The organism is Nonomuraea polychroma, assembly GCF_004011505.1.
Lineage (GTDB): Bacteria > Actinomycetota > Actinomycetes > Streptosporangiales > Streptosporangiaceae > Nonomuraea > Nonomuraea polychroma.
Genome location: NZ_SAUN01000001.1, coordinates 11491835 through 11513721 on the forward strand (window position 1 = coordinate 11491835; position 21887 = coordinate 11513721).

A 21887-nucleotide genomic window follows, 5' to 3' on the forward strand; every position below is an offset into this window, starting at 1 on the left:
TCTGCTGCAACACTCCTGGTCTGGTCTGCTGTGTCCGGTAAGGTCGCGCGACCCCTTGTACAACGCACATCCAGAAGGAGTAGCGGCCGTGTCCCGTATCCGGTTCACCCGTCGTCTTCCGGCCGCCGTGGCGGCGGCCGGCCTCGCGCTCGCCGTCGCGGCGTGCGGCGGTGAGTCGTCGACCAGCCCAGAAGGCACGACCGTGGCCAAGGCCGAACTCAAGGCCAACGCGGACCTGACGCAGCAATCGCTCCAGATCACGGTTTGGGAGGGCTACACGCCCAAGGAGCTTCCCGAGAAGGCCAAGGAGAAGCTCAAGGTCAAGGACGTGAAGATCGGTTTCCACGACACCAACGAGACGGCGATGGCCAAGCTCACCTCCTCCGGTGACAGCGGCATCGACGTGGCGTTCGTGTCCGGCCAGTACGCCCAGGCGCTCAACGAGCAGGGCCTGCTGGAGCCGATCCATCCGGAGCTGATCCCCAACCTGGCCAACCTCTACCCCGAGGCCACCCAGCTCGCCTATGACAAGGGCAACAAGTACTCCGTGCCCTACACCTGGGGCACCACCGGCATCTGCTACCGCTCGGACCTGGTGAAGACGCCGCCGACGAGCTGGAACGACATTCTGAAGCCGCCGGCCTGGGCCGACAAGAAGGTCACCATGATGACCACCGAGCGCTGGCTGGCCCTGCCCGCGCTCAAGGCGCTCGGCTACTCGGTCAACTCCGACAATGACCAGGAGATCGCCAAGGCCAAGGAGCTGCTGCTCGCGGCCAAACCCCACCTCCTCACCTACGACGACACCACGTTCGGCGACAAGCTGAAGTCCGGCGAGGCCCTCATGGTCGAGGCGTGGGACGGCTGGTGCCCGACGTCGGAGAAGAACATCAAGTTCGTGTTGCCGAAGGAGGGCAGCGACCTCTGGGTGGACACCATGGTGATCATGAAGACCTCCAAGAACAAGGAGGCCGCGCACGCCCTGATCAACTACATCCTCGACCCCGAGATCCACAGCTGGGCCGCCGAGAACATCAACTACAAGGTCCCCAACAAGGCCGCCATGGAGCGGGTGCAGGTCCCCGAGGGTTCGCTGCTCGGCATCAAGCCCGCGGAACTGCTCAACGGTGAGGTGATCGTCGACCTGGGCCCGTCGTCGACCAAGTACACCCGTCTGTCGAGCGAAGTCGCGACACAGTCGTAGTCGCGGTGAAGTCTGAGACACAGACCCGGCCGGCGCCCCGTTCCCGGGGACGTCGGCTGGGTGCGTTCGTTTTCCTCTCGCCCGGGCTGGCGTACCTCGTCGTGCTGCTGCTGGTGCCGCTGGCACTGGTGCTGAGCTACACGGTGTTCCAGCGCGGGCGCTTCGGCGGCGTGGTGTACGAGTTCACCACCGAGAACTTCGCCCGTCTGCTGGACCCGCTCTACCTGGGCGTGCTCGGCGACTCCCTGCAGATCGCGGCCCTGACGACGCTGATCGCCCTGCTGCTCGGCTATCCGACGGCCTACGTGATCGCCCAGCTGCCGTCCAGGTGGAAGACGGCCGCGTTGGTCGCCATCGTGCTGCCGTTCTGGACGAACTTCATCATCCGGGTCTACGCCTGGATCATCCTGCTCAGCGGGCCCGGCCTGGTGAACTCGGTGCTCGGCACGCAGCTGGAGCTGCTCTACAAGCAGGGCACGATCGTGGTCGGCCTGCTCTACTCGTATCTGCCGCTGATGGTGCTGCCGCTGTACGCGGCCATCGAGAAGCTCGACCCGCAGCTGCGCGAGGCGTCGGCCAACCTCGGCGCCTCCGGGTTCACGACGTTCCGCAAGGTGACGCTGCCGCTCACGGTGCCGGGCGTGCTGACCGGTTGCATGTTCGTGTTCGTGCCGAGCTTCGGGAACTTCGTCATTCCCGAGATACTCGGCGGCAGCAAGACGCTGATGGTCGGCAACGTCGTCCGCAACGAGTTCCTGAAGGCGCGCGACTGGCCGTTCGCCTCGACGGTGACGCTGGCGCTCATCGCGGTGCTGGTCGTGCTGCTGCTCGCACAGGCATGGGCGGCCCGCCGTGCGTAGGTCCAAGGTCTTGTACGTCCCGTTCTGGGCCACGTACGTCTTCCTCTACCTGCCGATCGTCGTGCTGGTGGTCATGTCGTTCAACGCCGGCAGGTCCGCCTACACCTACGAGGGGTTCAGCCTCAAGTGGTACGGCGAGCTGGCCGCCGACGAGCGGATCAGGACCGGTGTGGTCAACACGCTCGTCGTGGCCGCCGGCTCGACGGTGATCGCGACCGTGCTCGGCACGCTGCTGGCCGTCGGCCTGCTCCGGTACACCCGGTCGAAGGCCCTGGACGCGCTGGCGATGATGCCGGCCGTGCTGCCCGACCTGGTGCTGGCGATCGGGCTGATGCTCTTCTACGGCCTGATCGACATGACGCTCGGCCTGCACTCGGTGATGCTCTCGCACGCGCTGTTCTCGATGGCGTTCGTCGCGGCGGTGGTGCGCACCAGGCTCGCGGGCGCCGACTCCTCTCTGGAGGAGGCCTCGCGCGACCTCGGGGCCGGGCCGGTGGTCACGTTCTTGAAGATCACGCTGCCGCAGCTGACGCCCGGCATCGTCGCGGGCGCGCTGCTGGCGTTCACGCTGTCGGTGGACGAGTTCGTGATCGCCTTCTTCACGATCGGGAACGACGAGCCGACGCTGCCGATCGTGATCTATTCAATGATCCGTTTCGGGGTGACCCCGAAGATCAACGCGCTGGCCGCGATCCTGCTCCTGCTGAGCTTCACGGCGGTGATCGCCGGGCAGCGGCTGACCAAGATCGGGGAGAAGTCACGTGCTCAAGATTGACGGCATCAGCCGCAGGTTCGGGAACGTCACCGCGCTCGACGACGTCTCGCTCCAGATCGAGCAGGGCGAGTTCTTCGCCCTCCTGGGGCCCTCCGGCTGCGGCAAGACCACACTGCTGCGCATCGTCGCCGGGTTCGAGACGCCGGACGCGGGCAAGGTGACGCTCGACGGGGACGATCTGCTGTCGAAGGCGCCCAACCGGCGGCCGATCAGCCTCATGTTCCAGTCGTATGCACTCTTTCCACACATGACCGTCGCCAAGAACGTGGCGTACGGGCTGGAGCGCGAGCGCCTGCCCCGCCAGGAGATCAAGCAGCGCGTCGGCGAGGTGCTGGAGACGGTGGGCCTTTCCCAGCACGCGAGCCGCAAGCCCGCGCAGCTGTCCGGCGGGCAGCGGCAGCGGGTCGCGCTGGCCCGCTCCATCGTCAAGCGGCCCCGCCTGCTGCTGCTCGACGAACCCCTGTCGGCCCTGGACAAGAAGGTCCGCGCCGACATGCAGCTGGAGCTCAAGCGCCTGCAGCACGAGGTCGGGATCACGTTCGTGGTCGTCACCCACGACCAGGAGGAGGCCATGTCGCTGGCCGACCGCATCGCGGTCTTCGACAGCGGCAGGGTGCGCCAGGTGGACGAGCCGGTCGTGCTCTACGAGCGGCCGCGTTCGCCGTTCGTGGCCGACTTCGTCGGCGCCAACAACCTCTTCCACGGCACGGCGAGCGGCATGGACGCGCTCAAGAGCGAGAAGTTCGGCATGTTGCCGGGCACCCCTCTGACGGAGCTCGCCGCGGGCTCAGAGGCCCTGCTGGCGGTGCGCCCGGAGAAGGTCGAGCTCGCCGACGAGAGCGCCGTCAGGGGCCTCACGGGCAGCGTCCTGGACGTCAGCTTCTACGGCGGCGTGTCGCACATCTCTGTCGACGTGCCTGGGCATCCCAAGCCGGTGCTGGTGGCCGTGCAGGGGGCGAGCTCGATGCAGGCGGGGGCCAGGGTCAAGGTGCGCTGGAACGCCCAGGACGCGGTGCTCATGGCGGTCGACCAGTGAGCCGGTCAGAGTGCCAGATCGTTGCCCGTGGCCGCACGGGCGTACGAAAGGATCAGCTCCGCCGCCTCATCCGGGCCGATCACCGGGTGCCTGGCCGTGATGCGGTAACCGTACGCATCCTCCAGGGCGACCAGGTTGCGCGCGATCGTCAGCGAGTCCGAGCCCAGCCGGAACACGCCGAGGGCGGCTCCCGTGTCCAGGATGGCCTGGTACATCGACACCTGGCGGTCGTAGAGCGAGGTGAGCAGGACGCCGTAGACCCGGTTGCGACCGGCGGCTCCGCCCAGCTCGTTGAGCAGGCGCACGTCCGGGTCGAGCGGCCCGGTCGGCAGCCCGGACTTGATCGTGACGACCAGCTTCTCGGCCGGGTCGGTGAAGTCGGCCAGCCGGCGCATCCGCTGCTCGTAGAAGCGCTCCATCCCCGCGTGTTGTGCCTCGACCAGCAGCTCGCTGAGGTCGGGGTAGTGGTAGAGGACGGCTCCGGAGGTGAGCCCGGCCTCCTCGGCGACGTGCGAGAGCTGTACCCGGTCGATGCCGTGGCGGACGATGGCTTTGCGCGCCGCCTCGATCAAGTCGAGACGGCGGTCGCTCCTGCTCTTGCGCTGTGCCACCCTCACCACCTTCACATGTTTGGTTACCGTTCAGTTAGCCGTGACCATAGTGCCCTTAACTTGACCTTCACGCTAGACACGTTTTTGAATTGCCCTTCAACTCGCTGAACTTCCCCGGAGTGTCGATGTCTCTCACGATCCTGTTCATGCCGGAAAGCGCGTACGGTCCGACCAACAACTCCATCGGCATCGGCGACATCCTGCGCCGCCGTGGCCACCGCGTCGTCTTCGCCGCCGAGGCGTCGTGGAAGGGCAAGCTGGAGGCGCTCGGCTTCGAGGAAGACCTGGTCGACCTCGCGCCTCCAGCCGAGGACGCCACTGGAGGCGCTGAGCAGGACCCGGGCCAGTTCTGGAAGGACTTCATCCGCGAGACCGCGCCCGAATACCGCAAGAGCACGAAGGAGCAGCTCGAGACCGTCACCGCGCCCATCTGGGCCGAGCTGATCGACGGCGCGAAGTACTGCGAGCCGCAGCTCAAGGCCATCATCGAGCGCGTGAACCCGGACGTGATCGTCGAGGACAACGTGATCACGTTCCCGGCGCTGCTCACGGCGGGCAAGAAGTTCGTCCGCATCGTCTCGTGCAACCCGCTGGAGGTGCGCGGGGAGAACATCGCGCCGGTCTTCTCCGGACTGCCCGCGGACGACCGCTCCGAGTGGGACGCCTTCCGCACCGAGTACGACCGCACCCACCGCGAGCTGTGGAGCGCCTTCAACGAGTGGTGCGTCGAGCAGGGCACCGAGCCGCTGCCCGACCTCACCTTCATCCACGAGGGCGACCTGAACCTCTACGTCTACCCGGAGATCCTCGACTACACCGACGCCCGCCCGCTCGGCCCTGCCTGGCACCGGCTCGACTCCTCGGTCCGCGAGACGGACGAGGAGTTCGCGCTGCCCTTCCAGCGCAACGACGGCGCGCTGATCTACTTCTCGCTCGGTTCGCTGGGCTCCTCCGACGTGGAGCTCATGCAGCGGGTGATCGACGTGCTGGCCACCACCCCGCACCAGTACATCGTCTCCAAGGGCCCGCTGCACGAGGAGATCAAGCTCGCCGACAACATGTGGGGCGCCGAGTTCCTCCCGCAGACCAAGATCATCCCGCAGTGCGACCTGGTCATCACCCACGGCGGCAACAACACGACCACCGAGGCGCTGCACTTCGGCAAGCCGATGATCCTGCTGCCGCTCTTCTGGGACCAGTACGACAACGCCCAGCGGGTCGATGAATTGGGCTATGGTGTCAAACTTTCGACCTACACCTTCACCGACGAGGAACTGACCGGGGCGATCGCCCGGCTGCTCGGCGACACCGAGCTGCGGGCGCGGCTCGCCGCCGCGGGCGAGGAGATCCGGCGTCGCGACGGCCTGCGCAAGGCCGCCGACCTGATCGAGCAGCTCGGCCAGTAAAGGATCTTCCATGCGTGAACTGATCAACCCCGCCACCGGGCTCCCGTGTGCCGAAATTCCGGACACGCCGGTGGAGGGTGTGGCGTCGGCCGTACGGGCGGCGCGCGCCGCGTACGAGGAGTGGTCGCAGACCACCCCGGCCGAGCGCGCGCGGCTGCTGCTGCGGCTGGCCGACCTCGTGGAGGCCGACGCCGAGGAGCTGACCAGGCTCGAGGTCGAGGAGACGGGCAAGCCCGCGACGGTGTTCAGGGACGGCGAGCTGCCGTTCGCCGTGGACAACCTGCGCTTCTTCGCCGGCGCCGCCCGCTCGCCGGACGGCTCGGGTGCCGGGGTGTTCAGCCCCGGTTACACCTCGGTCATGCTGCGCCGTCCCGTCGGGGTGGTGGGGTCGATCGCGCCGTGGAACTTCCCGTTCGTCATGGCCGTATGGAAGGTCGGCCCGGCGGTGGCCGCCGGCAACGCCGTAGTGATCAAGCCGGCCCCGCAGACGCCGCGTACGACGTTGCGGCTGGCCGAGCTGTTCGCCAAGGCAGGCGCGCCCGACGGGCTCGTCCAGGCGGTCACCGGCGACGCCGAGGTCGGTCAGGCGCTGGTCACCGATCCCGGTGTGGACATGGTCAGCGTCACGGGCTCCACGGAGACCGGCCGGGCCGTGATGTCCGGCGCCGCCGCCACGCTCAAGCGGGTGCACCTGGAGCTCGGCGGCAAGGCGCCGGCGCTGGTCTTCGAGGACGCCGACCTGGCGGAGATGGCTCGCGGCGTGGCGATGGGGGCGACGTACAACACCGGGCAGGACTGCACGGCCGCCACCCGCGTCTACGTCGCCAGGGAGGTCTTCGGTGACGCGGTCGAGGCGCTCCGGGCAACACTTGCCGAAATATCCTTCGGCGACCCGTGGGACCCGGCGACGGACATCGGGCCGCTGATCTCGGCCGCTCACCGGGAGCGGGTGCACGGGTTCGTCTCCCGCTCCGGAGGCCGCGTGCTGCACGGCGGCGTCCCCGGCGACGGGCCCGGGTTCTTCTACCCGCCCACGCTGGTAACGGATGTCTCACAGGACAGTGACATCGTGCAGGGCGAACTGTTCGGGCCGGTCCTGGTGGCGCTGCCGTTCGACGGCGAGGACGAGGCGGTCCGGCTGGCCAACGACACCACCTACGGCCTGGCCTCCTCGGTGTGGACGCGTGACGTGTCCAGGGCGATGCGCGTCTCCCACCGGCTCGACGTGGGGGTGACCTGGGTGAACGACCATCTGCCCATTGCCAGCGAGGCGCCGCACGGCGGGGTGAAGGGCAGCGGGTTCGGCAAGGACATGAGCCAGGAGGCGGTCCTGGAGTACTCGGTGACGCGGCATCTCATGGTGAAGCACGCGGCACCGGCCGAGCGGGACTCTTTCCGGCCCGCCTGAAATCGTGGACGGCGAAACACGCCCAGGTGTGATGCGTGGGGCGTGTTTGATGGGATATGTTCTGTTGGCCTATCTGGTACGGGTTGTGCTCCAATTACCCAGCCGGACTAACTCCCAAGCGCCCCACGCGTGTCTGATTTTCGAGCACGTACCGGCGAGAGGTTGCGAGACTCAGTGAGGACGAAAAACCCCAGGCACACTCGGCCTGGGGAGTACGCAGGCGGAAGATTCCGGCTGGCTAACTGGCGTGTGCGCTCGAGGCTGGTCGCGCTCATCCTCATCCCCACGGTGGTGGGCGTGCTCCTCGCCGGCATCCAGTTGGCCAACGCCATCGGCACCAGCGTCGAGTACCAGCGCCTGACCAAGGCGGCCGAGCTCGTCCAGCGCATCGGCGGGCTCAACCACGAGCTCGCCAAGGAGCGCACGCTCACCGCGTGGTACGTCACCGACCGCCGGGCCGGGCGGCTCGTCCAGCTGAAGACTCAGCGACAGGCCACGGACGAGGCCAAGGCGCTGGTGTTGAGCGCCGTGTCCGGCATCGACGAGTCGTACTCGGAGCGCCTCCGCGAAGGCGCGGAGGACGCGCGCCGCTGGCTCGACGGCCTCGACAGCCTGCGCAACTCCATGGTGGCGGCGAACGTGCCGCCACGCGCGGCCATCAACACGTACACCACCATGATCGAGGTCCTGTCGTCGGTCAACTCCAGCCTGGCCGGCGGCGTCAACGACGACCATGTGCAGCGGGACGTGGCCGCGCTCGGCGCGCTGGAGGGCATGAAGGAGGAGGTCTCGCGCCAGCAGGTCATCCTCCTCGTCGCGCTTGTCCAGCGCCAGCTGGACAACGAGGCGCTCACCGACTTCCTGGGCTCCTGGGAGACGCAGCAGGCCGAGCTGGTCACTTTCGAGCAGGTCGCCGAGCCCGAGCATCTGCAGGAGTACCGGCAGCTCGTCAGGGGAAGGCAGATCGACCGCACCGACGCCATGCGGCAGCGCGCGCTGGCCCAGATGCGGGAGTACAACCGGATCCGGGATCTCGACGTCACCACCTCCCGCGACCTGACCCTCTGGCACGACGGCATGGCGGTGACCGCCACCGCCATGCGCGAGGCCGAGGAGGACCTGGCCACCGAGCTCGTGGCCAGGACCCGCGAGCTGAGCGACGCCGAGCAGCGCAGCGCGATCATCTCCGGCGCGATGATTCTCGTCCTGCTGCTGCTCGTCCTGATCATCACCACCCGCGTGGCCGGCTCGCTGGTCCGCCCGCTGCGGCGGCTCCGGGCCGAGGCGCTGCAGGTCGCCACCACCCGGCTGCCCGAGACCGTCCGCGTGCTGCGCGAGCAGGGTGAGGGCGCGCACGTTCCCGAGGTGCCGACGGTCGGCGTCAACTCCCGCGACGAGATCGGTGAAGTGGCGCGGGCGTTCGACGAGGTCCACCGCGAGGCGATCCGGCTGGCCGGCGACGAGGCCAAGCTGCGTGCCAACGTCAACGCCATGTTCGTCAACCTCTCCCGCCGCAGCCAGACGCTCGTCGAGCGGCAGCTGCAGCTCATCGAGGGCCTGGAGCAGGGCGAGGAGGACGAGCAGCGGCTCGCGAACCTCTTCCGCCTCGACCACCTGGCCACCCGCATGCGCCGCAACAGCGAGAACCTCCTGGTCCTCGCCGGCCAGGAGGCCGCGCGCAAGTGGAGCGAGCCGGTGCCGCTGGTCGACATCGCCCGGGCCTCGTTGTCGGAGGTCGAGAACTACGAACGCGTCCAGATCCAGATTCCGTCCGGCACGCTGATCGTCGGCCCGGCCGTCACCGACGCCGTCCACTTGCTGGCCGAGCTGATCGAGAACGCGATCTCGTTCTCCCCGCGCGAGAGCAAGGTCACGGTCACCAGCACGCCTGCCGAGGGCGGCGTGCTGGTCACCATCAACGACCTGGGCATCGGCATGAGCCAGGAGGAACTGGCCGAGACCAACTGGCGGCTGGCCAACCCGCCGGTCGTGGACGTGTCGGTGTCGCGGCGCATGGGCCTGTTCGTGGTCGGCCGGCTGGCGCTGCGGCACGGCATCAGGGTCCAGCTCAGCATGCGGGAGACCGGTGGCCTGAGCGCGCTGGTCATGCTGCCCGACGTCCTGATCACCAGCGCGGCCGGGGTGCCCCAGAGGGGCGGGCAGTACGAGGCGTTCACGACGTTCGACCCGAGCATGTTCGCTGAGCCGTCGACGAACGGGTCGGGGCCGCGGCACGGCGCCCAGTCCGTGGATCCGTCCGAACAGGTGGTGGACACCCAGTGGCCGGGCTCGTTGCCCGCACCCGGGACCGGTGCCTGGCCGTCCTTCGGCGAGCAGCCTGCGGCCTTTGGCGAGCAGCCGGCCGCGTTCGGGGAGCAGCCGGTGGGTGGGACGCCTGCCGGGGCGCCGGGCGTGACGCCAGGTGGCCTGAGCGACGAGCCGCGCTGGCCGTCGTTCGCCGAGGAACCGCCTGCCGGCCGGCAGCAGGAGGATCACCGCTGGTTCGAGGACTCGCGCTGGCCGTCGTTCGCGGAGGAGCCGCCGCCCGCTCCGGCGCAGCCTCAGTCGTTCGCGGAGAACCAGTGGCCGTCCTTCGCCGAGCAGCCGCCGCCCCTGCAGGAGGAGGAGCCGCGCTGGCCCTCGTTCTCCACGGAGCCGCCGAAGGACCGGGAGGAGCCGTCCGCCGGGTGGTCGTCCTTTGCCGATCCGCTGCCGCGCAGGTCGCTGTTCGAGTCGGAGGACCGGCCCGCGCCGCAGTTCGGCGATGACCACCGCGCCCCGTTCGCCCAGGAGCCCAAGCCCGCCGACAGGTTCGAGCAGAACGGGCGCTCCGACTACGACCCGTTCGGGCCCGGCCGCTACTCCTCCCAGGACATGACCGGCCCGCTCCCGGTGGTGCGCAACTCGCCCATGGAGGAGCAGAACGAGGAGTACCTGCCGATCTTCTCGTCGGTCGGCTCGGACTGGTTCCGCCGGCCGGACCCCGAGCAGCTGAGGCCACGTTCCGAGCCCCCGTTCTCGGACGAGTCTCAACCACAGGCAGCGCCTCAGGCGAGGGCAAGGCACTCGGCAGAGGACGAGCCGGAGATCACCGCGGTGCATCCGGCCATCCCGGCGGACTCGCCCGCGCCTTCGGGGAGGACGTCGTTGCCGCAGCGCAAGCCGGGTCAGTCGGGCGCGGGCGCGTCCTGGTCGTCTCCCGCGGACTCCGGCTTCCAGGCCGCGCAGGCGGCCGCGCAGCCCACGCTGGGCGGCACGACCGCCTCGGGCCTGCCGCGCCGCGTCCCCAAGGCCAACCTGGTGCCCGGAACGGCCAGCCTCGCCGAGCCCCAGCCCACGTCACCGGCGCCGCAGATCTCGCCTGAGCGACTGCGTAACCGGCTCTCCAGCTTCCAGCAGGGTGTCCGGCAGGGCCGGGCGTTCACCCGCGGCGAAGAGAATGAGGAGGACAAATGAGAGAGATGAGCCAGGGAGCACGCGGCATTAGCTGGCTGATCACGGATTTCGTGAACAACGTGCCAGGTGTCGCGCACACGGTCGTGGTCTCGTCCGACGGCTTGCCGCTGGCCTTCTCCGAGGGTTTTCCCAAGGACCGGGCCGACCAGCTCGCGGCGGTCGCCTCTGGTGTGATCAGTTTGACCCAGGGCGCCGCGCGGGTCTTCGAAGGCGGTATGGTGACGCAGACCGTCATCGAGATGCAGCGCGGGCTATTGATGATCATGTCCATCAGCGATGGATCCTGTTTGGCGGTCCTGGCCGCACCGGACTGTGACATGGGCCTGGTGGCGTACCAGATGACCCTGCTGGTCGAACGGGCGGGGCAGGTTCTCACTCCGGCCGTACGCGCTGAGCTGCAAGCGGCCCGCCCTCGCTAGCGGGGGCGTGTGACAGGAGATCATGGTGACAGGTCAGGGTTGGGCTGGTGATAGCACTCCGCCGCATCCGGCGGCTCCCCGTCCGCAGAAGCCGAGCTCCCTGGTCCGGCCGTATGCCGTGACCGGGGGGCGTACCGCGCCGCGGATGAAGTTCGCCATGGAGGCACTGGTGTCCTCCGTGACGTCGGAATACCAAGACATTTCCCTACTGAGTCCGGAGTATCAGGCGATCATCCAACTGACCCGGAACGTCCGGTCGGTTGCTGAAATCTCCGCCCTTTTACGCCAGCCCCTTGGCGTGGTCCGGGTGCTGATCGCCGACATGGCGTCGGAAGGCCTGATCCGCGTGCACCAGCCTGCGCTGGACGCGGGAAAGCCGGACCTCAACTTGCTCGAAAGGGTGCTCAGTGGACTTCGCAGGCTCTAGTCCCGGCCTGACCTCGACGAAGATCGTCGTGGCCGGGGGCTTCGGCGTGGGCAAGACGACGTTCGTGGGTGCGGTGTCGGAGATCCTCCCGCTCACCACGGAGGCGGTCATGACCGACGCCTCCGCGCACGTCGACGATGTCTCGCTCACGCCGAACAAGACGACCACGACCGTCGCCATGGACTTCGGCCGGGTCTCGCTGGACCGTGACCTGATCCTGTACCTGTTCGGCACGCCCGGGCAGCACCGGTTCTGGTTCATGTGGGACGACCTGGTGCGGGGCGCGATCGGCGCGGTCGTCCTGGTGGACACCCGCCGCCTGGCCGACAGCTTCCCCGCGATCGACTACTTCGAAGAGGCGAAACTGCCCTTCGTGATCGGCATCAACGGCTGGGACGGCCAGTTCGCACATGCGGATGAGGAAATCCGCGAGGCCCTGTCCGTCGGCGGACACATCCCGATCGTGCGCCTGGACGCCCGGCAGCGGGAGTCGGTGAAGTCGACTCTGATCACCTTGGTGGAGCACGCCCTGACCCGCCACATGCACACGCCCGTATAGACGTTCACCGGGTGCCGTCTGGCCGTAGGTTCCCTGGCGGCACCCACCCCCTCCGGCGGGGCTCAAAGGCGCGGAGGCGGGTCCATGGGTGGGAGCGGCTTGCCGTACAGCCAGGAGGACAGCAGCGGTCCGGCCGGCCGGGAGGTGTGCCGCTGGACGTGTCCGGCGAACTCCTGCGTGGTGACGCTCCCGTGCCGCCGCTCGGTCGTCCAGGCGAGCAGCACCCGGAAGAAGACCTCGTCGCCGAGGGCCCGGCGCAACGCGTGCAGGGTCAGCGCGCCCCGCTTGTAGACGCGGTCGTCGAACAGCATGGCCGCGCCGGGATCGGCCAGGACGAAGTCCTGCGGAAGCAGGGCGAGCCTTTGGTGCCAGCGCTGGGCGTGGGCACCCGCGGGCGGGCCGCCGGACGCCTCCGACCAGAGCCACTCGGCGTAGGCGGCGAAGCCCTCCTGCAACCAGATGTCGCGCCAGCAGGCCACGGTGAGGCTGTTGCCGAACCACTGGTGCGCCAGCTCGTGCGCGATGAGGCGTTCGAACCCGCGCATGCCGTCGACATGGTTCCTGCCGAAGATCGACATGCCCTGGGCCTCGACCGGGATGTCCAGGTCGTCGTCGGCCACCACGACGGTGTAGCCGGTGAACGGATAGGGCCCGAACAGGTCGGTGAACAGCTCCATCATCTCGCCCTGCCGGCCGAAGTCCCGCCGCACCCGCGTGGCGAGGCGCGCCGGGTACGCCAGCCGGGTGCCGGCGACGTCCGAGAGCTGGTAACGCCCGATCTGCACGCTGGCCAGGTAACTCGCCATGGGCTCGGTCTGATCGTAGATCCACGTCGTGTTCGCGCCCGCGCGGCGCTTGCCGACGAGCACGCCGTTCGCGATGACGTGGTACGGCGACGCGGTCGTCACGGAGATCCGGTAGGACGCCTTGTCGTCGGGCCGATCGTTGCACGGGAACCAGGAAGGCGCGCCGATCGGCTGGCCGGCGACGAGCGCGCCGTCGGTCAGCTCCTCCCAGCCCAGGCCGCCCCAAGGGCTCGGCACCGGTACGGGGCTGCCCGAGTAGCGCACCTCCACCCCGGCGCGCGCTCCCGCGGGCAGCGACCTGGGCAGGCTCACGCGTAGCTTGCCCCTGCCGTACGAATAGCGGGCGGCGCCGCCGTCCACGGTGACGCCCGAAACCCGGAACTTGCCGAGGTCCAGGTCGAGGGCGCTGAGAGGTTCAGCGGCGGACACCGTCAGCCGTGCCGTGCCGTCGAGCCGGTTGGCCTGGACCCGGTAGCTCAGCGTCAGGTCGTAGTGCGTGACGCCGTACCGGTGGTCGCCGTGCTCTGGGAAGTATGACGTCATCGCCACGCCGAGATGGGGTTGCCGAACCACCTGGCCCGGCTCGGCACGGTCTCGCCGCGCATGACCAGCGAGGCGGGGCCGATCGTGGTGTCCGCGCCCACCCTCGCGGCCGGCAGCACCACGCCGTGCGGGCCCAGCGTCGCGCCGGCCTCGAGCGTCACCGTGTCCATGCTCATGACGCGGTCATGGAAGAGATGTGTCTGCAGAACGCAGCCCCGGTTGACGCACGCACCGTCGCCAAGTGTCACAAGATCCGCCTCGGGAAGCCAGTACGTGTCACACGTGACCCCATGCCCAATGCGTGCCCCGAGCGAACGCAGCCACACGTTCAGCGGCGCGGTGCCCAGCCACGGCTGCGCGAACCAGGGGGCGGCCAGCACTTCGACGAAGTTGTCCGCCAGCTCGTTGCGCCACACGAACGAGCTCCACAGCGGCTGGTTCCCGATCCCGATCCGGCCGACCAGCGCCCACTTGGCGGCTGTCGCGACCGCCGCCGCGAGCACCCCGGCGGCCAGCATGACGACGCCGGACAGGGCGGCCGCCGCGGCGAAGCCGTAGCCTGCCGCGAGCCCTTCGAAGGCGGCGGCGACCAGGACGGCGAGCGCCACCGCGCCCATCGCGGGCACCACGCGGAAGACCTCGACGAGCGCCCTGGCCGCCTTGTACCGCGCGGGCGGGTCGTAGGTCCGGCTCCTGTCGGCCGCTTCGGCGGTGCGGCGCAGCTCCATGGGAGGCATGCCCACGTAGGAGGAGCCGGACTTGGCCTTCTTCGGCGCCGCCGAGAGCACCCCGACCAGGCCGTCCTTGGGCACCTTGCGGCCCGGCGCGGTCATCCCGGAGTTGCCGAGGAAGGCGCGCTTGCCGATCCGCGCGGACGCGATGCGCATCCAGCCGCCGTCGAGCTCGTACGGGGCCACCATCGTGTCGTCCGCCAGGAAGGCGCCGTCGCCGACCGACGTCATCGTGGGCAGTGCGAGGACCGTGGACAGCTCGACGCCTCGGCCCACCTTCATGCCGAGGGCTCGCAGCCACGCGGGGGTCAGGACGCTCGCGTACAGCGGGAAGAGCCAGACGCGTGCCGAGGCCATCAGGCGTCCGGTCGCCCAGGCCTGCCAGGCCTGGCGGCTGTGCACCGGATGTTGCCCCGGGTGCAGGCGCAGCCCGAGCAAGCGCACGCTGACCAGCGTGATCAGGGCGAAGGCCGCCATACCGGCGATCGTCGCCAGCGGTACGCCGGTCAGAGCGGCGGCGAGGGCATCGCCGAGCGTGCGGGCGTCCCCCGCGAACGTGGCCAGGACCGCGAGGCCGGCTCCGGCCGCGACCGCCGGGAGCAGGCTGAGTGCGATGGCGGTCAGGCCGTACAGCGACGCCCAGAAGCGGGACCGGGTGGCCCGCTCTCCCGGTTTACGGGCTTTGCCCTGCCTGAACGCCGGCACGCCGGCCCAGAGTTCGCCCGAGGGCACGGCGCCGGAGACCGCCGATCCCGGAGCTATCCGGGAGTTCTTCCCGATCCGCGCACCGGGTAGCAGCGTCGAGCGGGAACCGACGATGGCGCCCGCGCCGATCCGGATCTCGCCGATGTGCAGCAGGTCGCCGTCGTACCAGTGGCCGCTGAGGTCGACCTCCTGCTCGACCGACGCGCCACGGCCCAGCCTGAGCAGTCCGGTGACGGGCGGTGGCGAGTGCAGGTCGGCGTCCACGCCTACCTTGGCGCCGAGCAGCCGGGCGTACCACGCCATCCAGGGCGCGCCGGCCAGGTCGGGGACACCGAGCCTGGCCGCGAACTGCTCGGCGAACCACAGTCTCAGATGGACGCCGCTCCCTCGTGGGTGGCTGCCCGGCCGTACGCCGCGCAGCAGCAGCCGGGCCACCGCCGCGGACAGGCCCATCCGTCCCATGGGCGTGACGAACGCCAGTCCGCCCAGGGCCACCCACCACCACGACAGAGCCGGTGCCCATGCCGGTGCGAGCAGGTTGTTGAGCGCGGCGAGCAGCACGATCCAGCGCATCGCGCCGACGGTGAGCAGCGGGACCATGAGCAAGGACTGCACCAGGGCGGCCCGCCGGGGCATGGGAGTCACGGGCGGCCGCGCGGGCTCGCGCCCGCTCCCCGCCACCAGGAGCCGCGCCAGTCCGGCGAGCGTCGGCTGTGCGTACACGTCGCCCACCGCCACATCCGGGTAGTCGGGGCGCAGCACGGAGACCAGCCTGGCCGCGGCCAGGCTGGTGCCGCCGTCGGCGAAGAAGTCCGCGCCGGGTCCTTCGGGCGCCACGCCGAGGATGCCGGTCCACCGCTCCGCCAGCAGCGCCTCGGCCGGGCTCCACTCGGCTGCGGGCGCGGACGGCTCGGCCAGCGGCCAGGGCAGCGCGTCACGATCGATCTTGCCCGAGGTCCTGGTCGGGAGCGAGTCGACCGGCGCCAGGCGCGGCACCAGGGCGGCGGGTAGCGAGTCGGCGAGCAGCTCGCGCGCCTCACCGGCGTCGAAGCCGGGTCCGGTGACGACGTACCCCACGAGCACCTGGTGGCCGCCGCCCGCGGTGCGGACGGCGGCGGCGGCGCCGGTGACGCCGGGCAATGCCTGCAACGCGGCGTCCACCTCGCCCAGCTCGATCCTGCGCCCGCCGAGCTTCACCTGGTCGTCGGCCCGGCCGACGAAGACGAGGCCCTCGGGGTCGGCCCGTACGAGGTCACCGCTGCGGTAGGCGCGTTCCCAGCCCAGCGATGGCAGCGGCGCATACTTCTCGGCGTCCTTCACCGGGTCCAGGTAGCGGGCCAGCCCCACGCCCCCGATGACGAGCTCGCCGGTCTCGCCCATGGCCACCGGCTCGCCCGAGTCGCCGATCACCGCCAGGTCCCACCCGTCGAGGGGCAGCCCGATGCGTACGGGCCCGTCGCCCGTGAGCCGGGCCGCGGACGCGACGACGGTCGCCTCGGTGGGCCCGTACGTGTTCCACACCTCCCGGCCCGGAACGGCGAGCCGCTCCGCGAGCTCCGGAGGGCATGCCTCGCCGCCGAAGATGAGCAGCCGGATCCCGCCGAGATGCTCGACGGGCCAGAGCGCGGCCAGCGTCGGCACGGTGGAGACGGCCGTGATGCGCTGGGCCGCCAGCCAGGGTCCCAGGTCCAACCCGGTGCGTACGAGGGCCCTGGGCGCGGGCACGAGGCAGGCGCCGTGCCGCCAGGCCAGCCACATCTCCTCACAGGAGGCGTCGAAGGCCACGGAGAGCCCGGCCAGCACCCGGTCGCCGGGGCCCAGCGGCCGCTCATGAAGGAAGAGCCCCGCTTCCGCGTCGGCGAAGGCGGCCGCGGACCGGTGCGTCACGGCGACGCCCTTCGGCCTGCCGGTGGACCCGGACGTGAAGATGATCCACGCGTCGTCGTCCGGCAGCGGCGCCGCCGGAGCCGTTCCCAGGCTCCCGGACGGCGCGGCGGCCGTTCCCGCGCCTTCGCGGATCGTCAGGTTGTCGCCGATGACGGCGTCGACCCGGGCTTCTGTGAAGACCAGTTCGGCCCGTTCGTCCGGGTCGTCGGCGTCGACGGGCACGTACGCGGCGCCGGCCGCGAGCACGGCGAGGATGGAGACGTACAACTCGGCGGTCCCGGACGCGATGCGCACGCCGACCCTGGCGCCGCGGCCGATGCCGGCTTCCGCGAGCTCGCCGGCGACCCGGTCCACCTCGGCACGCAACGAGCGATAGTCGAGGCGCACGGTGCCGTCGTCCAGCGCAGGCGCCTCGGGATGAAGGCGCGTGGTCTCGTCGAGGATGTCGAGCAACGTGCGGGGTGGCGACGCCAGCAGACCGGCGGGATAGACCGCGGAGGCGGTCCTGGGACGTAAATCGGCCGAGTTGCGAGACAAAAGCTGCTCCCTGAGTCAGGCGGTGGCGCCTCCCCCGGGAGGGCATATGCCGCGGCATCCAGATCCTTCGTGGCCCTCGTGCCCAACGGCCCCGGCATCTGATGCTATTCCTGAAGCCGCTGCGAGTCTGGCGCCCCACGCCGATTGCAACTGACACCCAAGCGGCGGCCGCCAGAGTGTCGGGCATGAAGACGAAGAAGATGATCCTGACGGCGGCGCTGGCCGCCACTGCCGTTGTGGCCTGCGTTCACGCAGCTCAGGCGGCCGATTCGCACGGTGGCGGCGATCGCCGCGTGCTGGCTGAGAGCGGCGAGTACGACATCAAGGACGTGCCGAGCTAGCAACCGCCCGCGTACCCCCGTGTCACATTTCTCACTCGCCGCGGTTCATCGCACCAGAGACCTGCAAACGAGGAGGAAGTCATGACGTCACCGATCCTGGTCACCGGTGGGACGGGCACGCTGGGACGCCTGGTGGTGCCGCTGCTGCGGAAGGCCGGCTGCGAGGTACGGGTGCTCACCCGGGGCCCCCACGCGCCCGAGGACGGCATCGAGTACGTGACCGGCGACATCTCCACCGGTGAGGGGCTCCAGGCCGCGGTGGACGGCGTAGAGACGATCGTGCACTGTGCAGGGAGCGCCAAGGGCGATGAGGTCAAGGCTCGGAACCTGGTGCGGGCGGCGTCGCAGGCGGGTGCCCCGCATGTGGTGTTCGTCTCGGTCGTCGGCGCCGATCGGGTCCCGGTCGTCAGCGGCATCGACCGCGCGATGTTCGGCTACTTCGCGGCCAAGCGGGAGGCCGAGCAGATCATCGCCGAGTCCGGACTGCCGTGGACCACGCTGCGTGCCACCCAGTTCCACGACTGGGTCTGGCTGACGCTGGGGATGATGGCCAAGCTACCGGTGCTGATGACGTGGGGCGGTGTCCGGTTCCAGCCGGTCGACGCCGGTGAGGTGGCGGCCCGGCTGGTCGAGCTCGCCCTGGACCAGCCGGCCGGGCTCGTGCCTGACATCGCCGGGCCGCGCGTGTACCGGATGGAGGAGCTGGCCCGCGACTACGTGAAGGCCACCGGCAAGCGGCGGCTGATCCTGCCGGTCCGGAGTCCGGGCAAAGCCGCGGCCGCGTTCCGTGCCGGCGCCAACCTCGCTCCCGATCACGCCGTCGGCCGCCGGACCTGGGAGGACTTCCTGGCCGAGCGGGAAAGCGGAGGCCAGTAGGACAGGCAGAGCGAACCCACCCGGCGGGTGGCCACGTCGGTCCACAGCCACATGCCCACCGCCCCCGGCAGCGTCGGCCACAGGCGGCTCAGCGACAGGCCGCGCCGGGCGATGCCGGGCAGGTCGAGGATCCGGTTCATCCGGAAGTCGGTCAGTGCGGCCACCAGCGGGCCGGGCTCCGCCGCCGCGGGTCCGGCGATCCGGCGCGACTTCAGCACGGTGCTGCCACTTCGTCGGGTGTCATGTGGGCACGACCGATCGGTCGTATATGTGCATCCGGGAATGCGGAGTGTGGGGTCTGCGTTGAGGCGAGCACTGATTGAACTTTCAACAGCTAGGAGGGGTCATGCCCGCCATCACCGCCGACACCCTGACACTGCCGCGCGTCGCCGTACCCGACCCGGCCGTCGTCGGACGCCGCCCCGTGCGGTCGGTGACGACCGCGCCCAGCGGGTTCGAGGGCGAGGGCTTCCCGGTGCGGCGGGCGTTCGCCGGCGTGCCGCAGTCCGCGCTGGACCCGTTCATCCACATGGACCAGATGGGCGAGATCGAGTACGCGCCCGGCGAGCCCAAGGGCACCCCCTGGCACCCGCACCGCGGCTTCGAGACCGTCACCTACATCCTCGACGGCATTTTCGAGCACCAGGACTCCAACGGCGGCGGTGGCACGATCACCGACGGCGACACCCAGTGGATGACCGCCGGGTCCGGGCTGCTGCACATCGAGAAGCCCCCGGAGCACCTGGTGGTGTCGGGCGGGCTGTTCCACGGCGTGCAGCTGTGGGTCAACCTGCCCCGCGCCCACAAGTTCCACCTGCCCCGCTACCAGGACATCCGCGGTCGCCAGGCGGCGCTGCTCGCCTCGGCCGACGGCGGCGCGCTGCTGCGGGTGATCGCCGGTGAGCTGGACGGGCACGCCGGTCCCGGCGTCACGTTCACCCCGATCACGATGGTGCACGCGACCGTGAGCCCCGGCGCGCGGCTGGAGGTGCCGTGGAACCCCGGCTTCAACGCCCTCGCGTACGTGCTGGCCGGGCAGGGCTTCGCCGGGGAGGAGCGCAGGCCGGTGCGCAAGGGGCAGCTGGTCGTCTTCGGCCAGGGCGGGGCGATCACCGTCGCCGCCGACACCGCCCAGCCCCAGGCCGAGCCCAACCTGGAGGTGCTGCTGCTCGGCGGGCAGCCGATCCGGGAGCCGGTCGTCCACTACGGCCCCTTCGTGATGAACACCCGCGCCGAGATCGTTCAGGCGATGGAGGACTACCAGGCCGGCCGCCTGGGCGTCGTTCCCGCCGAACGTGTCCCGCACGCCGACGGGCCCGTCCCGGGAGAGGAATGACATGGTCATCGAGAACCTGGCCGAGCAGTACGAGCGCGGCCGCCTGTTCTTCGACTCGGAGGACTACATCGGGGCCGCTCGCATCCTGGCCGAGGTGGTCGCGGCCGCCCCGGAGAACCTGGCGGCCCGCCTGCTGCTGGCCCGTGCCTACTACCACTCGGCCCAGCTCGGCCGGGCCGAGGCCGAGCTCCGGGTGATCCTGGAGCGCGACCCGGCCGAGGGGTACGCCTGCCTGCTGCTCGGCCGCACGCTGCAGCGCCAGAGCAGGCCGAAGGAAGCCGAGCCGTACCTGCGGCTCCACGCCGCGATGACGGGGGAGTGAGGTCGCTCAGGAATTCGCCCGGCCGAGCACTTGGCGGCAGGCGTCGTCGAGTACGGCCCCGCAGCGGCGCCCGGCCGTTTCCGGAGCACGCCACCCGATGAATCCGTCCGGGCGGATCAGCACCGCGCCTGTGCTGGTGATTCCGAACGCAGCCAGGCAGCGGTTGTCGCGGTCTATGACGAAGGGAGCTCCCCCGTCTGTGAGCCGGCTCGTCGTCGACGGTAGTCCGTCGCGTCCGGCGAGCCGGTAAGGCCTCAGCGGCTGTCCGTCGCGTTCGGCGATGCGGGCAGCGGCCTCCGTCCAGGCCGCGCCGCCCGGTCCCGCCAGGAGCACGAGCCCATCGGCCCACAGGTCCACGGTGGACACCTGCTTGCCGTCCCGCTCCAGCCACACGTGGGGAGCCCGGGTGCCGGGAGCGCCGCTGGGGTGCCGCGGGTCCTCGAAGGGGTCGCCGGGGCCGTACCGGTAGCCGAACTTCAGAGTCACCTCGTCAAGGAGCTCGATCGCTCCCGCGTCCGAGGGCAAGGCGGCGCCGAACCACTCCCTGCCCGTGGCCAGTGCCTGGTCCACGGTCAACTGGGCGACGGGCCGCCGTTCGGCGTCGTAGGTGTCGAGGAGGGCCAGGCTCGCCCAACCGCGCACGACGTAGGCGAGTTTCCAGGCGAGGTTGGCTGCGTCCTGGATGCCGGTGTTGGCCCCATATGCTCCGGCGGGAGGCATGACATGGGCGGCATCCCCGGCCAGGAACACCCGGCCCGCCGCGAACCGATCGGCCACGGCGGCGGTGGTCTGCCACGGCAGGACGTCGAGCGGCTCGACCGCCAGGTCGGGGATGCCCGCGGCCGCCCTGGCCAGCTCCACACATCTCTCCGGGGTGAACTGGCCGGGGCTCTCCCCGAGGTCGGGACGGTACGGGACGTGCAGCGCCATCTTGTCGCCGATGACCCGGACCATGCCGGAGAAGCCTGGGTTGTTCACTTGGCAGATGGCGAAGCTTTTGTCGCCGAGCGCGTCACCGAGGTCGGCGCGGACCATGATGCCGGCGACGTGCTCCAGCACACCCACACCGCTCCGGCCGACGCCGAGCCGGGCGCGGATGGGGCTGTTCGCGCCGTCGGCGGCGACGAGGTAGTCGGCGTGCACCATGGTGCGGGCGCCGGTGGCGCGGTCGGCCAGGATCGCGGAGATCCCCTCCGGCCCGTTGTCGAACGACTGGAGCTCGGTTCCGAAGCGCAGGTCGGCTCCGAGCGCTTCCGCGTGCTCACGTAACACCGGCTCGAGCACGTCCTGGGACAGGACCGCGTCGTCGCAGGGGCTGACGTCGGAGAAACCTTCCTGGGCGCCACGGGCGTTCGGTGGGCTGAGCCAGTGGTGGTTGGGGCTGGTCAGGCTCTCGGCCCACAGCAGTCCGGAGCCGGTCAGCTGCCAGGGGCCGGCGGCGCGTACGGCCTCCTCCAGCCCCGCCGCCCGGAACAGTTCCATGGTCCGGGCGTTGTAGCCAGGGGTGCGCGGGTGGATGGACGTGCCGGGATGGCGTTCGGCCAGCACCACGTCCGCGCCGTGCCGCCGCAGGAACAGGGCGATGGACAGGCCGACCAGGCTCCCGCCGGCGATCAACACGTGCGTGCGTTCCTGAGACATG

Annotated in this window: 19 protein-coding genes; 14 read left to right on the top strand and 5 right to left on the bottom strand. The window is 70.2% G+C overall.

Going from position 1 to position 21887, the window contains the following annotated elements:
* Positions 1-88: 88 nt before the first annotated feature.
* Genes EDD27_RS53680 through EDD27_RS53695 form a run of 4 tightly spaced genes read left to right on the top strand, consistent with a single transcriptional unit; the run spans position 89 to position 3875 of the window.
* Positions 89-1204, top strand: a complete 1116-nt coding sequence (locus EDD27_RS53680; RefSeq protein ID WP_127940349.1) for a polyamine ABC transporter substrate-binding protein — start codon at positions 89-91, stop codon at positions 1202-1204.
* A 5-nt stretch (positions 1205-1209) separates the two neighbouring features.
* Positions 1210-2064 (top strand): ABC transporter permease, encoded by an 855-nt coding sequence (locus EDD27_RS53685; protein ID WP_241564762.1) that lies wholly within the window; start codon positions 1210-1212, stop codon positions 2062-2064.
* The gene (locus EDD27_RS53690) at positions 2057-2839 is read left to right on the top strand and encodes an ABC transporter permease (protein WP_127940350.1); all 783 of its coding nucleotides are present in this window, start codon (positions 2057-2059) and stop codon (positions 2837-2839) included. The genes EDD27_RS53685 and EDD27_RS53690 overlap by 8 nt, the downstream gene beginning before the upstream one ends.
* Complete coding sequence (locus EDD27_RS53695; protein ID WP_127940351.1) at positions 2826-3875, top strand: ABC transporter ATP-binding protein; 1050 nt, start codon at positions 2826-2828, stop codon at positions 3873-3875. Before EDD27_RS53690 ends, EDD27_RS53695 begins: the two co-directional genes overlap by 14 nt.
* 5 nt (positions 3876-3880) lie before the next feature.
* Here the strand turns inward: EDD27_RS53695 and EDD27_RS53700 are convergent, their stop codons facing one another.
* Positions 3881-4486: a TetR/AcrR family transcriptional regulator gene (locus EDD27_RS53700; RefSeq protein WP_164904173.1), complete on the bottom strand. Its 606-nt coding sequence runs from the start codon at positions 4484-4486 to the stop codon at positions 3881-3883.
* A gap of 125 nt (positions 4487-4611) precedes the next feature.
* Between EDD27_RS53700 and EDD27_RS53705 the strand changes: the two genes are divergently transcribed.
* From EDD27_RS53705 to EDD27_RS53730, 6 genes are all read left to right on the top strand, one after another.
* Entirely contained in the window at positions 4612-5892 is a 1281-nt protein-coding gene (locus EDD27_RS53705) for a glycosyltransferase (RefSeq protein ID WP_127940352.1), read from the top strand.
* A 10-nt stretch (positions 5893-5902) separates the two neighbouring features.
* The gene (locus tag EDD27_RS53710) at positions 5903-7300 is read left to right on the top strand and encodes an aminobutyraldehyde dehydrogenase (RefSeq protein ID WP_127940353.1); all 1398 of its coding nucleotides are present in this window, start codon (positions 5903-5905) and stop codon (positions 7298-7300) included.
* Positions 7301-7549: 249 nt separating this feature from the next.
* Positions 7550-10756, top strand: a complete 3207-nt coding sequence (locus EDD27_RS53715) for a nitrate- and nitrite sensing domain-containing protein (RefSeq protein ID WP_164904174.1) — start codon at positions 7550-7552, stop codon at positions 10754-10756.
* Positions 10753-11175, top strand: coding sequence for a roadblock/LC7 domain-containing protein (locus tag EDD27_RS53720; protein ID WP_090935862.1), 423 nt, complete (start codon positions 10753-10755; stop codon positions 11173-11175). The genes EDD27_RS53715 and EDD27_RS53720 overlap by 4 nt, the downstream gene beginning before the upstream one ends.
* 22 nt (positions 11176-11197) lie before the next feature.
* A complete protein-coding gene (locus EDD27_RS53725) occupies positions 11198-11602 on the top strand; it encodes a DUF742 domain-containing protein (RefSeq protein WP_241564763.1) in 405 nt (134 codons plus the stop codon).
* A complete protein-coding gene (locus EDD27_RS53730) occupies positions 11583-12161 on the top strand; it encodes a GTP-binding protein (RefSeq protein WP_127940355.1) in 579 nt (192 codons plus the stop codon). The genes EDD27_RS53725 and EDD27_RS53730 overlap by 20 nt, the downstream gene beginning before the upstream one ends.
* Positions 12162-12223: 62 nt before the next feature.
* On the opposite strand, the gene EDD27_RS53735 is transcribed toward EDD27_RS53730, so the two are convergent.
* Both EDD27_RS53735 and EDD27_RS53740 read right to left on the bottom strand, forming a co-directional pair.
* Complete coding sequence (locus EDD27_RS53735) at positions 12224-13510, bottom strand: M1 family metallopeptidase (RefSeq protein WP_127941562.1); 1287 nt, start codon at positions 13508-13510, stop codon at positions 12224-12226.
* Positions 13507-17370: a Pls/PosA family non-ribosomal peptide synthetase gene (locus EDD27_RS53740; protein WP_127940356.1), complete on the bottom strand. Its 3864-nt coding sequence runs from the start codon at positions 17368-17370 to the stop codon at positions 13507-13509. Before EDD27_RS53740 ends, EDD27_RS53735 begins: the two co-directional genes overlap by 4 nt.
* A 185-nt stretch (positions 17371-17555) precedes the next feature.
* Here EDD27_RS53740 and EDD27_RS55185 point away from each other — a divergent pair, with 185 nt between their 5' ends.
* A complete protein-coding gene (locus EDD27_RS55185; RefSeq protein ID WP_164904175.1) occupies positions 17556-17711 on the top strand; it encodes a hypothetical protein in 156 nt (51 codons plus the stop codon).
* A gap of 81 nt (positions 17712-17792) precedes the next feature.
* A complete protein-coding gene (locus tag EDD27_RS53745) occupies positions 17793-18587 on the top strand; it encodes an SDR family oxidoreductase (RefSeq protein ID WP_127940357.1) in 795 nt (264 codons plus the stop codon).
* On the opposite strand, the gene EDD27_RS53750 is transcribed toward EDD27_RS53745, so the two are convergent.
* Positions 18524-18805 (bottom strand): hypothetical protein, encoded by a 282-nt coding sequence (locus EDD27_RS53750; RefSeq protein WP_127940358.1) that lies wholly within the window; start codon positions 18803-18805, stop codon positions 18524-18526. The genes EDD27_RS53745 and EDD27_RS53750 overlap by 64 nt on opposite strands.
* A 128-nt stretch (positions 18806-18933) precedes the next feature.
* On the opposite strand from EDD27_RS53750, the gene EDD27_RS53755 reads away from it, so the two are divergent.
* Together EDD27_RS53755 and EDD27_RS53760 are read left to right on the top strand one after the other, a co-directional pair.
* Positions 18934-19923 (top strand): pirin family protein, encoded by a 990-nt coding sequence (locus EDD27_RS53755; protein WP_127940359.1) that lies wholly within the window; start codon positions 18934-18936, stop codon positions 19921-19923.
* 1 nt (position 19924) lies between these two features.
* Entirely contained in the window at positions 19925-20245 is a 321-nt protein-coding gene (locus EDD27_RS53760; RefSeq protein WP_127940360.1) for a tetratricopeptide repeat protein, read from the top strand.
* Between the two features lie 6 nt (positions 20246-20251).
* On the opposite strand, the gene EDD27_RS53765 is transcribed toward EDD27_RS53760, so the two are convergent.
* Positions 20252-21886, bottom strand: a complete 1635-nt coding sequence (locus EDD27_RS53765) for an FAD-dependent oxidoreductase (RefSeq protein ID WP_127940361.1) — start codon at positions 21884-21886, stop codon at positions 20252-20254.
* Position 21887 lies beyond the last annotated feature (1 nt).